We start from the raw sequence: 15,050 nt of genomic DNA on the forward strand, positions 1-15,050 counted from the left end.
TTCGTGAATTCCCGATTGCAAGCCGGACTCAGGCAGGAACAACCATGAACGACGCGTTCGAACTCCCCAACACTCTGGTGCAGGCCCTGCAACAACGTGCAGATGGCCAGCCTGATCGCATTGCCCTGCGTTTTCTGGCGGAGGATGCCAGCGAAGGCGCAGTGCTCAGTTATCGCCAGCTTGATCAGCGCGCCCGCACCATTGCGGCTGCTTTGCAGGCTCAGGTTGAACCCGGCGAGCGTGCGGTGTTGTTGTTCCCGAGTGGTCCGGACTATGTCGCGGCGTTCTTCGGTTGCCTTTATGCCGGTGTAATTGCGGTGCCCGCTTACCCGCCTGAATCGGCGCGTCGTCATCATCAGGAGCGCTTGCTGTCGATTATCGCCGACGCCGAGCCACGGCTGATCCTGACCCGCAGCAGTTTGCGCGAACCCCTGCTGCAAATGAGCGAGCAGCTCAATGCCGCCGATGCGCCAAAGCTGCTGTGCGTCGACACCCTCGAAAGCCAACTGGCTGATCACTGGCGCGAGCCGACCTTGCAGGCCGATGACATCGCCTTCCTGCAATACACCTCCGGCTCAACGGCGTTGCCCAAAGGCGTGCAGGTCAGCCACGGCAATCTGGTGGCCAATGAGCTGTTGATTCGTCGCGGTTTCGGCATTGATCTCAACCCTGACGATGTGATCGTCAGCTGGTTGCCGCTGTACCACGACATGGGCCTGATCGGCGGTCTGTTGCAGCCGATTTTCAGTGGTGTGCCGTGTGTGCTGATGTCACCGGGTTACTTCCTCGGGCGTCCATTACGCTGGCTGGAAGCGATCAGTGAATACGGCGGCACCATCAGTGGTGGCCCGGACTTCGCCTACCGCCTGTGCAGCGAGCGGGTCAGCGACTCGGCGCTGGACAAGCTTGACCTGAGTAAATGGCGCGTGGCGTTTTCCGGCTCCGAGCCGATTCGTCAGGACAGCCTCGATCTGTTCAGCAGCAAGTTCGCTGCCGCAGGTTTTACCGCCGACAGCTTCTTTGCCTGTTACGGCCTGGCCGAAGCCACGCTATTCGTCACGGGTGGGCAGCGTGGGCGTGGCATTCCCAATCTGGAAGTGTGCGATCAGTCGTTGGCACAGCATCGCGCCGAACCGGGTGTGGGCAGTGTATTGATGAGTTGCGGTGGCAGTCAGCCGGAGCATGCGGTGTGCATTGTCGATGCGCCAACCGGGAAGCTGCTGGCTGACAATCAGGTGGGGGAAATCTGGGCGGCCGGGCCGAGCATTGCTCACGGCTACTGGCGCAATCCCAAAGCCAGCGCCAAGACCTTTGTTGAGCGTGACGGCCGTACCTGGCTGCGCACCGGCGACCTGGGTTTCCTGCGCCACGGCGAGCTGTTCGTCACCGGCCGCCTGAAAGACATGTTGATCGTGCGTGGTCATAACCTTTACCCGCAGGACATCGAGCAGGCCATCGAGCGCGAAGTCGATGTGGTTCGCAAAGGCCGGGTCGCGGCATTTGCCGTGACCGAAAATGGCGTGGACGGTATTGGGATCGCCGCTGAAATCAGCCGCAGCGTGCAGAAAATCCTGCCCCCGGACGCCCTGATCAAGGCCATCCGACAAACCGTCGCCGAGGCCTTTCAGGAAGCCCCCAGCGTCGTGGCGCTGCTCAATCCCGGCGCTTTGCCGAAGACCTCAAGCGGTAAGCTGCAACGCTCGGCCTGCCGAACCCGTCTGGCCGATGGCACGCTCGACAGTTATGCGCTTTTCCCTGTTACCGAGCATGCGGATGAGCCTGCCGGCGAACAGACAACGGTTGCCGATGACTTGCAGAAACGCATCGCCGCGATCTGGCGCGAACAGCTGAGCGTCGAGCATATCGCCTCCGATGACAATTTCTTCCTGCTCGGTGGTAACTCCATCGCTGCGACGCAGGTGATGGGGCGCTTGCGTGAGGCCTTGGGCCTTGAGCTGAACCTGCGGTTGTTGTTCGAAGCGCCGTCGCTGGCTGAATTCTGCGCTGAAGTCACACGTCAGCAAGCGTCGGGTGCAACTCGCCAGAACAGCATTGCATTGCTGCCGCGTGATCGTGATTTGCCGCAGTCGCTGGCGCAAAACCGCCTGTGGATTGTCTGGCAGCTGGACCCGCAAGGCGCGGCTTACAACATTCCCGCCGCGCTGCGTTTGCGCGGCGACCTCGATCAGCACGCCTTGAGCAAAAGTTTCGAGCAGTTGATCGAGCGGCATGAATCCCTGCGCACGCGTTTCCTTGAGCGTGACGGGCAGGCACTGCAACGCATTGACCCCACTGCAACCTTCGCCTTGCAGCATCTGGATTTCAGTCAGTTATCGTCGGCCGAGCGCGACGCTCAGGTTCTGCAAGCCCGCGAGCAGGAAGCTCAAACTGCGTTCGATCTTGAACAGGGGCCGTTGCTGCGAGTGACTCTGGTACGACTCGACGAGCAAGAGCATCAACTGTGGGTCACGTTGCATCACATCATCGCCGATGGCTGGTCGCTTAACCTGCTGATCGACGAGTTCTCACGACTCTATGCCGCTGCCAGCCAGGGGCAAACTATTGCTCTCGCGCCGTTGCCGCTGCATTACGCCGATTACGCTCAATGGCAGCGCGACTGGCTGGCAGCCGGCGAAGCGCAGCGCCAACTTGAATACTGGACGCAGCAACTGGGCGACGAGCACCCGAACTTGAGTCTGGCCACCGATCATCCGCGCAGTGCGTTGCGCACTCATCAGGCGGCGCGCTACAGCGTATTGCTTGATGAAGGCCTGAGCAGTGCTTTGCGTTACACCGCTCAGGAACATGGCGCGACAATGTTCATGGTCTTGCTGGCGGCGTTCCAGAGCTTGCTGCATCGCTACAGCGGGCAGACCGATATTCGTATCGGCGTGCCGGGTGCCAACCGACCACGCCTTGAAACTCAGGGACTGGTCGGTTTCTTCATCAACACCCTGGTGCTGCGCGGGACGGTTGATGCCCGCAAACCTTTTGCACAACTCCTCGACGAAGCCCTTCATGCGACCCTGGGCGCTCAGGCTCATCAGGACTTGCCGTTCGAGCAGTTGCTCGAAGCCTTCCCTCAAGCAAGGGAACAGGGCCTGTTTCAGGTGATGTTCAACCATCAGCAGCGGGACTTGAGCGCCTTGCGCCGCCTGCCGGGTTTGCTTGCTGACGAACTGCCGTGGCACAGCCGCGAGGCCAAGTTCGATCTGCAACTGCACAGCGAAGAAGACCATCGCGGGCGTCTGGCCCTGCATTTCGACTACGCCGCAGAACTGTTCGACGTACAGACCGTACGGCGCATGGCTGAGCATTTCACGGCGTTGTTGCAACAGATCAGTGATCAGCCGAGCCAGTGTATTGGCGACCTGAACCTGCTCAGCCCGGTGGAGCAAACCCTGCAGCAGGACTGGAGTCAGGCTCCTTGTGTGGCTGCCAGTCGCTGGTTGCCGGAGCGTCTGGCCGAGCAGGCCGCGCTAACCCCGGAGCGCATCGCGCTGGTGTGGGAGGGCGGTCAGCTGGATTACGCCAGCCTGGATACACAGTCCAGCCGTCTGGCGCATTACTTGCGCGACAAAGGCGTCGGCCCGGACGTTTGCGTGGGTATTTGCGCCGAGCGTTCGCCGCAATTGCTGATCGGCCTGCTGGCGATCATCAAGGCCGGTGGCGCATATGTGCCGCTGGACCCGGATTACCCTCGCGAGCGCTTGAGCTACATGCTGCACGACAGCGGCGTCGAGTTGCTGTTGACCCAAAGCCATCTGTTGCCGAGCCTGCCGGTCAGCGAAGCCGTCACCGCGATCACGCTTGATAACCTGCATCTGGATAACTGGCCATGCAGCGCGCCGGGTCTGCACCTGTCCGGCGACAACCTCGCTTACGTGATTTACACCTCTGGCTCGACCGGTCAGCCCAAAGGCGTTGGCAACACCCACGCGGCATTGGCCGAACGCTTGCAATGGATGCAGGCGACATACGGCCTGAACGTCGACGACGTTTTGATGCAAAAAGCCCCGGTCAGTTTTGACGTGTCGGTCTGGGAATGTTTCTGGCCGCTAATTACCGGCTGCCGATTGCTGATCGCCGCGCCGGGCGAGCATCGTGACCCGCGACGTCTTGTCGAGCTGATCCAGCAATTCAGCGTCACCACCTTGCACTTCGTGCCGCCGCTCTTGCAGTTGTTCATTGAGGAGGCCGACATCGCGCAATGCAGCAGTCTCAAACGGCTGTTCTCTGGTGGCGAAGCCTTGCCTGCCGAACTGCGTAACCGGGTGCTGGAGCAATTGCCAAACGTGCAGCTGCATAACCGTTATGGACCGACCGAAACCGCGATCAACGTCACGCACTGGCACTGCCGCCGCGAGGACGGCGAGCGCTCGCCGATTGGTCGGCCGCTGGGCAATGTGCTCTGCCGGATTCTCGACAGCGAATTGAACCCGGTGCCAGCCGGTGTGCCGGGAGAACTGTGCATTGGCGGGATTGGCCTGGCTCGTGGCTATCTGGGTCGTCCGGGCCTGACCGCCGAGCGCTTCGTCCCCGATCCTTTGGGCGAGGCGGGCACGCGTCTGTACCGCACCGGTGACCGGGCGCGTTGGTCGGCCGAGGGCGTGATCGAATATCTGGGACGTCTCGATCAGCAGGTCAAACTGCGCGGTTTTCGGATTGAACCCGAAGAAATCGAAGCCCGCCTGTTGGCGCAACCGGGTGTGCGTCAGGCGGCGGTACTGGTGCGCGAAGGCCCTGGCGGCGCGCAGTTGATCGGTTGGTACACCGCTGACAGCGAAGTCTCAGTCGAACAGTTGAAAGCTGCACTGGCGGCTGAGCTGCCGGAATACATGGTGCCCGCGCAATTGATGCGCCTGGACAGCATGCCGCTAAGCCCTGCTGGCAAACTGGATCGCCGGGCGTTGCCCGATCCGCACTGGCAACAGCGCGAACATGTAGCCCCGCGCACTGAGCTGGAACAGCAAATCGCTGCGATCTGGCGTGAAGTGCTGGGCCTTGAGCGTGTTGGTCTGAACGATGATTTCTTTGCCCTCGGCGGGCATTCCTTGCTGGCGACCCAGATTGTTTCCCGTACCCGTCAGGCGTGCGATGTCGAGCTGCCGTTGCGTGTGTTGTTCGACGCCAGCGAGCTGGCTGCGTTTGCCGAACAAGTGCGTCAGATTCAATTGGCGGGCGACAGCAATCGCCAATTGCCGATTGAACGTGTCGACCGCAGCCAGCGCGTGCCGTTGTCCTATTCCCAGCAGCGTATGTGGTTCCTCTGGCAACTGGAGCCGGACAGCCCTGCCTACAACGTCGGCGGCATGGCGCGGTTGCGCGGCGTGCTGGATATCAGCCGTTTCGAAGCAGCGCTGCACGCTTTGATCGACCGCCACGAAACCCTGCGCACCACCTTCCCGAGTGTCGATGGCGTGGCCTGGCAGCAGGTACACAGTGACTTGAATCTGCGTATGCAGTGGCAGGACTTTTCCGCGCTGGATGACAGCACGCGCCAGCAGTGTTTGCAGGCCTTTGCTGATGCGCAGGCTCACGAGCCGTTTGATCTTGAGCGCGGCCCACTGCTGCGCGCCTGTCTGGTCAAGGCGGGCGAGCAGGAGCACTTTTTTGTGCTGACCCTGCATCACATCGTCACTGAAGGCTGGGCCATGGACATCTTTGCCCGTGAACTCAGCGCGCTGTACGAAGCCTTTGTCGATGATCGTCAGTCGCCGCTCGAACCGTTGGCGGTGCAGTATCTGGATTACAGCGTCTGGCAGCGGAAATGGCTGGAGTCGGGTGAGCGCCAGCGTCAGCTGGATTACTGGACCGCGAAACTGGGCAGCGAACACCCATTGCTGGAGTTGCCCGGCGACCGGCCGCGGCCACCGGTACAAAGCCATCGGGGCGGGCTGTACCGCTTCGATCTCGGCGACGAGCTGGCCGCTCAGGTGCGTCAGTTCAACGCTGAACATGGCCTGACCTTGTTCATGACCATAACGGCAGCGCTGGCGGTCTTGCTCTATCGCTACAGCGGTCAGCAGGATTTGCGCATCGGCGCGCCAGTGGCCAACCGCATTCGTCCGGAAAGCGAAGGGCTGATCGGTGCGTTCCTCAATACCCAGGTGCTGCGTTGCCAGCTCAATGGGCAGATGAGTGTTGCCGAGTTGATCGATCAGGTGCGTCAGACGGTCATCGAAGGCCAGTCGAATCAGGACTTGCCGTTCGATCATCTGGTCGAAGCGCTGCAACCCCCTCGTAGCGCCGCGTATAACCCGCTGTTCCAGGTGATGTGCAACGTGCAGCGTTGGGAATTCCAGCAAAGCCGAACCCTGGCCGGGATGACCGTGGATTATCTGGTCAACGACGCACTGGCGACCAAGTTCGACCTCAACCTTGAAGTCACTGATCTTGATCAGCGTCTGGGTTGCTGCCTGACGTACAGTTGCGACCTGTTCGACGAAGCGCGCATCGCACGCATGGCCGACCATTGGAGAACGTTGCTGCAAGGTCTGCTGGCTGATCCTGAACAACGTTTGAGCGAGCTGCCGCTGTTTGAACCGGCTGAGCGCGATCAGTTGTTGGCCGGTCTGGCGCAAGAGGCGGGCGAACATGAGCTGTCGTACTCCATTCATCAGCTGTTTGCTAAACAGGCTCGCAAAACGCCGGACGCGGGCGCGCTGACCTTCGCCGGGCAGACATTGACCTACGACCAGCTCAACCGCCGCGCTAACCAGTTGGCCCGAGCCCTGCGCGAACAGGGCGTCGGCCCGCAAGTGCGCGTCGGGCTGGCGCTTGAGCGCTCCCATGAAATGGTCATTGGTTTGCTGGCGATTCTCAAGGCGGGTGGCGCTTATGTGCCGCTGGATCCCGAATACCCGCTGGACCGCCTGCATTACATGATCGAAGACAGCGGCATTGCGTTGCTGCTGGGTGATGCGCAGTTGTTTGAGGCGTTGGGTGAGTTGCCGGAGGGTGTTTTGCGATTCCCGATGACATCGAATACCTGTAGGAGCTCACGAGCAACGCGAGGCAGCGATAGCGATTCTCCTGACACACCGCGATCGCTGCCTCGCGGTGCTCGTGAGCTCCTACAGGAGAATGCTGCACACGACGACTCCGATTTACCCAACCTCACCCTGCCGCAACATCAGGCCTATCTGATCTACACCTCCGGGTCCACCGGCAAGCCTAAAGGTGTAGCGGTCAGTCATGGCGAGATCGCGATGCATTGCCGTGCGGTGATTCAGCGGTTCGGCATGCGCAACGATGACTGCGAGCTGCATTTTTATTCGATCAACTTCGACGCCGCTACCGAGCGACTGCTGGTGCCATTGCTCTGCGGTGCACGAGTGGTCGTGCGTGCCCAAGGCCAGTGGGGGGCGCAGGAAATCTGCGAGTTGATTCGTGAACAACAGGTCAACATTCTCGGCTTTACCCCGAGTTATGGCAGCCAATTGGCGCAATGGCTGGCCAGCCACAACGAAACACTGCCCATCCGCATGTGCATCACCGGAGGCGAAGCGCTGACCGGCGAGCATTTGCAGCGAATCCGCGCAGTGTTTCAGCCGCAGCATTTCTTCAATGCATACGGCCCCACCGAAACGGTGGTCATGCCTTTGGCCTGTCTGGCGCCCGAAACACTGGACGAAGGTCTGGCCACAGTGCCCATCGGCAGCATCGTGGGCGCTCGCAGTGCCTACATTCTTGACGCTGACCTGACCCTCGTCCCTCAGGGCGCAACCGGCGAGTTGTACATCGGCGGCGCAGGGTTGGCCGGTGGTTATCATCAACGGCCCGGCATGACCGCCGAGCGCTTTGTGGTCGATCCGTTTGCAGCCAATGGCGGACGCATGTATCGCACCGGCGATCTGGTCCGGCAACGCGCCGACGGGCTGGTTGAGTATCTGGGTCGGATCGACCATCAGGTGAAAATTCGTGGTTTCCGCATCGAGCTGGGCGAAATCGAAAACCGTCTGCTGGAGCAAGCTGCGGTACGCGAAGCCATCGTGCTGGCGCTGGATGCGCCGAGCGGCAAACAGCTGGTGGGTTATGTGGTCGGCGAGGGTGACCCGCTGCAATTGCGCGATGCCCTGAAAGCGCATCTGCTCAGCCAGCTCCCGGAATACATGGTGCCCGCGCAACTCATCGTGCTGGACAGTATGCCGCTGACCGCCAACGGCAAACTCGACCGTCGCGCTCTGCCTGCGCCGGACCTTGGACATAACCGCCAGCAATTTGTGGCCCCGCAAAATGAGCTGGAGCAAGCGCTGGCGGCGATCTGGCGTGAAGTACTGAATGTCGAGCGCGTGGGGCTGCTGGATAACTTCTTCGAGCTGGGCGGCGATTCGATCCTGTCGATTCAAGTCGTCAGTCGCGCCCGGCAAGCCGGGATTCATTTCAGCCCGCGGGACATGTTCCAGCATCAGACCGTGCAGACCCTGGCCAGCGTCGCAACCCGAACCGAGCAGATCCTTGCCGAACAAGGACCGGTGCTGGGCACAGCGCAACTGACGCCGATTCAACACTGGTTTTTCGAAAGCGATATTCCCCAGCGTCAGCACTGGAACCAGGCGGTGCTCCTACAACCTGTCGAGCCGCTTGATCCGGCGCGACTGGAGCAAGCGTTGCGTCAGGTGCTGGTGCAGCACGATGCGTTACGCCTGCGCTTCACCGAGCATGACGATCAATGGCGTGCCGAGCATGTACAGCTGGAAGAATGCGCGGTTCTCTGGCGTGCAGAAGAGGCATCGCCGGGACTGTTCGCCGACGCCCAGCGCAGTCTCAATTTGCAACGAGGCCCGCTGCTGCGTGGGGTACTGATCAGCAACGGCAGCGAGCCGCAACAGCTGCTGTTGGCGATCCATCACTTGGTGGTGGACGGCGTCTCGTGGCGAATTCTGCTCGATGATTTGCAAGCGGCTTACCGCGAGCAACCGCTGCCCGCCAAGACCAGCGCGTTCCGCGACTGGACTCAACGTTTGCAGGCTTACGCCAGCAGCGAGCCGTTGCGCGAAGAACTTCAGTGGTGGCAGAGCCAATTGGTTGGCAGCGGCGAGTTGCCGTTCGATCAGCCTCACGGACGTCAGCAACAAGCACAGGCGCAAACCCTGAGCGTGCGTCTGGATTCACGGCATACCCGGCAATTGCTGCAAGAGGCTCCGGCGGCGTATCGCACCCAGGTCAACGACCTGCTGCTGACCGCGTTGGCGCGGGTGGTGTGCCGCTGGACGGGGGACGATTCGGCGCTGGTTCAACTGGAGGGCCATGGCCGCGAAACCCTGTTCGATGACATCGATCTGACCCGCAGCGTCGGCTGGTTCACCAGCGCTTATCCGCTGCGTCTGACCCCGCTGGACGTCACCGCAGAGGCCGGTCGGGCCGCATCGATCAAAGCCATCAAAGAGCAATTGCGCCAGGTGCCGCACAAAGGTCTGGGTTACGGTGTGCTGCGCTATCTGGCAGACGAGGTCAGCCGTCAAAGCATGGCCGCATTGCCCGAAGCGTCGATCACCTTCAACTACCTCGGGCAGTTCGATCAGAGCTTCGCTGACGACGCATTGTTCAAACCGCTGGACGCTTCAGTCGGCCCGACCCACGACGAAAACGCGCCACTGCCGAATGCCTTGAGTATCGACAGCCAGGTGTACGGCGGCGAACTGGTGCTGCGTTGGACCTTCAGTCGCGAGCGCTTTAATGCCGCAACGATTGAAACGCTGGCTAACGCCTACATTGATGAGTTGCAAGGTGTGATCGCCCATTGCTTGGACGACAGCGCAGGCGGCCTGACTCCTTCGGACTTCCCGCTGGCGCGCCTGACTCAGTCGCAACTGGATGCACTGCCGGTTCCCGTTTCAGCCATCGAAGATGTCTATCCGCTGACACCGATGCAGGAAGGTCTGCTGCTGCATACGCTGCTGGAGCCCGGCACCGGTATTTATTTCATGCAGGACCGTTATCGCATCAACAGCGAACTGGACCCGCAGCGTTTTGCTCAGGCGTGGCAAGCCGTTGTGGCGCGTCACGAAGCCTTGCGCGCATCGTTCTGCTGGGACAGCGGCGAGCAGATGCTGCAGATCATTCACAAGCCGGGCAGTACGCGGATCGAGTTCGTCGACTGGAGCAACGAGCCAGAAGCGCAGCACGAAGAACGTCTGCAAACCTTGCTCAAGAGCGAGCGCGAAGCCGGTTTCGATTTGCTTCACGAAGCGCCTTTCCACCTGCGTCTGATCCGGGTGGGCGAGGGCCGTTACTGGTTCATGATGAGCAACCACCACATCCTGATCGATGCCTGGTGCCGTGGCCTGCTGATGAGCGATTTCTTCGAAATCTACACCGCGCTGGGCGAAGGCCGTGAAGCGCAATTAGCGCTGCCACCGCGTTATCGCGATTACATCGGCTGGCTGCAACGCCAGGACATTGCTCAGTCGAAACAATGGTGGCGCAGCAACCTGCAAGGTTTTGAGCGCACCACTTATATTCCGACCGATCGACCCTTGCTGCGCGAGCATGCCGGGCACAGTGGCGGCATGATTGTCGGCGACCGTTACACACGCCTTGATGCAACTGACGGCCAGCGCTTGAAGGATCTGGCCCAACGTCAACAGTTAACGGTCAACACGTTCGCTCAGGCGGCTTGGGCGCTGGTGCTGCGGCGTTTGAGTGGCGACGCTGACGTGGTGTTTGGTGTCACAGTGGCGGGGCGTCCGGTGGACATGCCACAGATGCAACGCACGGTGGGCCTGTTCATCAACAGCATTCCGTTACGGGTCAGCCTGCCCGGCGCCGATCAGCGTTGCACGGTGCTGGACTGGCTGCACGGTCTGCTGGATCGCAACCTGCAACTGCGCGAGCACGAATACATGCCGCTGGTGCAGATTCAGGAGTGCAGCGAACTGCCTAAGGGCCAGCCGCTGTTCGACAGCCTATTCGTGTTTGAAAACGCCCCGGTCGAAGTGTCGGTACTGGACCGCGCCCAGAGCCTGAGCGCTAGCTCGGACTCGGGCCGCACCCACACCAACTTCCCGCTGACGGCGGTGTGTTATCCAGGCGACGACCTCGGGTTGCATCTGTCTTTCGACCAGCGTTATTTCGATGGCGAAACGGTTGAGCGCCTGCTGGGTGAGTTCAAACGCCTGTTGCTGGCCTTGGCGGACGGCATTCAGGGCGATATGGCCGAGCTACCTTTGCTGGCGGATTCCGAGCGTGAATGGCTGCTGGAAGGCTGCAACCAGAGCCATCGGGAATATCCGTTGGAGCAGGGCTATGTGCGCTTGTTCGAAGCGCAGGTCGAGGCTCATCCGCAACGTATCGCCGCGACCTGTCTTGAGCAGAAGTGGAGCTTCAAAGACCTCAACCAACACGCTAACCGCCTCGGCCATGCCTTGCGCGACGCTGGTGTGCAGGTTGATCAGCCTGTCGCGTTGCTGGCCGAACGCGGGCTGGATCTGCTGGGCATGATGGTTGGCAGCTTCAAGGCCGGGGCAGGGTATCTGCCACTGGACCCGGGCCTGCCTGCGCAACGTTTGAGCGGCATCATCGAACAGAGCCGCACGCCAATGCTGGTGTGCACGGCCGCCTATAAGGAACAGGCCATGAGCTTGTTGGAAAACTTCTCGTGTGCGGGCAAGCCTCGGCTGTTGGTCTGGGAAGACGTACAGGAGCGCGGGCATTCTTTGGATAACCTCGGGATCTATTCCGGGCCGGACAATCTGGCTTACGTGATCTTCACCTCCGGTTCCACCGGGCAGCCCAAAGGCGTGATGGTCGAGCAGCGCGGCATGCTCAATAACCAGCTGAGCAAAGCGCCGTATCTCAATCTGGATCAGTTTGACGTGATCGCACAGACCGCCTCGCAGAGCTTCGATATTTCGGTCTGGCAGTTCCTGGCTGCGCCGTTGTTCGGCGCGCGGGTCGACATCGTGCCGAACACCATCGCTCATGATCCAGTGGGCTTGCTCAAGCATGTGGAGAGTAGCGGGATCACCGTGCTGGAAAGCGTGCCTTCGTTGATTCAGGGCATGTTGACCGAGGATCATCCTCCACTGGAACGCCTGCGCTGGATGCTGCCGACCGGGGAAGCCATGCCGCCAGAACTGGCGCATCAATGGCTGCAGACTTATCCCCACATCGGCCTCGTCAATGCTTACGGGCCAGCAGAGTGTTCCGACGACGTGGCGTTCTTCCGCGTCGATCAGGCGTCCACTGAAGGCAGCTATTTGCCGATCGGTACGCCGACCGATAACAACCGTTTGTACCTGCTGGATGACGCGCTTGATCTGGTGCCATCGGGGGCGGTGGGCGAGTTGTGCATCGCAGGCGTCGGCGTGGGCCGTGGCTATGTGCAGGACCCGTTACGCACGGCGCAAGTCTTTGTACCGCATCCATTCGGCGCGCCGGGGGAGCGGTTGTATCGCAGCGGCGACCTGGCGCGGCGTCGGGCCGACGGCGTGCTGGAATACGTCGGCCGAATCGACCATCAAGTGAAGATTCGCGGTTTCCGCATCGAACTGGGTGAAATCGAAGCGCGCCTGCACGAACAGCCGCAAGTCCGCGATGCGGCAGTGGCGGTTCAGGAAGGGCCGAATGGCAAGTATCTGGTGGGCTATCTGGTTCCCGTAGAGGAGCAAGAAGGCGAGCTGCCGGAAATCATCAAGGCGCGCCTGCGGGCCTCGCTGCCGGACTACATGGTGCCGCAGCATTGGTTGATCCTCGAACGCCTGCCGCGTAACGCGAACGGCAAACTGGATCGCAAGGCGTTGCCTGGGATCGACATCGGCCAGTTGCAAAGCCAGGCCTACATCGCCCCGCGCAATGAACTTGAACAGACACTGGCGGGTATCTGGGCAGAGGTGTTGAAGGTGGACCAGGTTGGCATTCACGACAACTTCTTCGAACTGGGCGGCCACTCATTGCTGGCTACGCAAATAGCCTCCCGCGTGCAAAACACGCTGCAACGCAATGTGCCGCTACGGGCGATGTTCGAGTGCAGCACTGTGGAGCAACTGGCCGCTTACATCGAGGGGCTTGAGTCCAGCGAGATGACTGAGGAGAAGGTGGATCGCTTGAGTGACTTGATGGCGCAACTGGAGGCGTTGGATTGATGAGGGTGTAGAGCAAGGGTGGGCCCCCGGAAACCGCAATTCCGGATTTGGAATGCCGACCTGTGGGAGCGTGGCTTGGTCTGGGCGGCATTCCGACGATAAACGATAACGCGGTATGCCTTTTAGCTGCGTCTTATGTATCGCGGGCAAGCCTCGCTCCCACAGGGGACGGCTTTTCAATTCAATAGGTACTTGTAGCCCCACGAGTTGCGGATACCTCACGAGACTCGCCCGGGACAACTCTCCTGCCTGGCTGGCATCCGTGTTGTAAAACAGGGTCGTTGGCCATTCGTTGATCCACCTCAATGGCAACTGCCCGCAACGGGCGCATGATGCAAGTCGTGCGAACTCCCGATTCGCGCTGTGCCGGATCAAGGAAACCCAATGAACGCCTCTTCAACCGTTCCCGAACAACCACCCGTCAAGATCAAATTACCCATGGGCTTGCTGGTCGGTATCGCGGTCATGGTGGCTGTGCTGTTGCTGCCATTCCCGGAGGACCTGCCCATCGCCGGGCAGCGCATGCTGGCGATTCTGGCGTTTGCTGTGGTGGTGTGGATCACTGAAGCGGTGTCCTATGAAGCCAGCGCGATCATGATCACTTCGCTGATGGCGTTTCTGATTGGTACTGCGCCGACGCTGAAAGACCCCTCTGTGATCTATGGCTCGTCGGCCGCAATCACTATGGCCCTGACCGGATTCTCAAACTCGGCACTGGCGCTGGTGGCGGGCGCGTTGTTCATTGCGGCTGCCATGACCCATACCGGGCTGGATCGGCGTATCGCTCTGGTGACGCTGTCACGCATCGGCACCAGCACGCGACGGATCATGCTAGGTGCAATCGTCGTCACCATCCTGCTCAGCTTAGTGGTGCCCAGTGCGACCGCGCGCAGTGCTTGCGTGGTGCCGATCATGATGGGCGTGATTGCTGCGTTCGGCATGGACAAACGCTCTAATGTCGCCGCCGCGATCATGATCATCGTTGCCCAGGGCACCAGTATCTGGAACGTCGGTATCCAGACCGCCGCTGCGCAAAACCTCCTGACCGCAGGCTTCATGGACAAGATGCTCGGTGCCCGAGTGTCCTGGCTCGACTGGCTGATCGCCGGCGCGCCCTGGGCAATCATCATGTCCGGCGTGTTGATTGTGCTGGTGCTCAAATTACTGCCGCCCGAAAGCGACAACATTCCGGGTGGCAAGGAGGCGGTGGCGCAATCACTGGCTGATATCGGGCCCATGACGAGCGCGCAGAAACGCTTGATGGCGGTTTCTATTGGTTTGCTGTTGCTGTGGGCCACCGAAGGCAAACTGCACAGCTTCGACACCACATCGACCACCTATGCCGGTCTGGTTCTGCTGTTGTTGCCCGGCTGGGGCGTGATGACCTGGAAGGACGTCCAGTCACGCATTCCCTGGGGCACGGTGATTGTCTTCGGTGTGGGCATCAGCCTCGGTACCGCGTTACTCACCACTCAGGCGGGGCAATGGCTGGGTGTGCAAGTCGTGAGTCGCACCGGGCTGGATCAGGTCGGGCCGTTGAGTGTGTTTGCGATCCTTGCCGGATTTCTGATCCTCATCCATCTGGGATTCGCCAGCGCCACGGCCCTGACCTCGGCGATGCTGCCCATCCTTATTGCTGTGCTGCAAACCTTGCCCGGTGATTTCAATCGTTTGGGCATGACCATGCTGCTTGGTTTTGCGGTCAGTTACGGTTTTATCCTGCCGATCAATGCGCCACAGAACATGGTCTGTCTGGGCACCGAAACCTTCACCGCCCGTCAGTTCGCGCGGGTCGGCATTCCAGTCACCGTGATCGGCTATCTGTTAATGCTGCTGTTCGGCGCCACGTACTGGAAATGGCTGGGCTGGATGTAAAATTCGGCATTAAATCCCGACCGCGCTGGTGCGTTTCCTTAAACAGGAATCTACCAGCGCAGGATGGCTTGGCAGATGTCCATTTCC

The 15,050-nt window shown here is 60.7% G+C and carries 2 protein-coding genes; both read left to right on the forward strand.

Annotated features, from left to right (window positions below):
* Positions 1–44 precede the first annotated feature (44 nt).
* Positions 45–13,088, forward strand: coding sequence for a non-ribosomal peptide synthetase (locus ABRP31_RS06305; protein ID WP_349971466.1), 13,044 nt, complete (start codon positions 45–47; stop codon positions 13,086–13,088).
* Positions 13,089–13,472: 384 nt separating this feature from the next.
* The gene (locus ABRP31_RS06310) at positions 13,473–14,963 is read left to right on the forward strand and encodes a DASS family sodium-coupled anion symporter (protein WP_349971465.1); all 1,491 of its coding nucleotides are present in this window, start codon (positions 13,473–13,475) and stop codon (positions 14,961–14,963) included.
* Positions 14,964–15,050 lie beyond the last annotated feature (87 nt).

The sequence above is a fragment of the Pseudomonas caspiana genome (assembly GCF_040224095.2).
Taxonomy (GTDB): Bacteria; Pseudomonadota; Gammaproteobacteria; order Pseudomonadales; family Pseudomonadaceae; genus Aquipseudomonas; species Aquipseudomonas caspiana.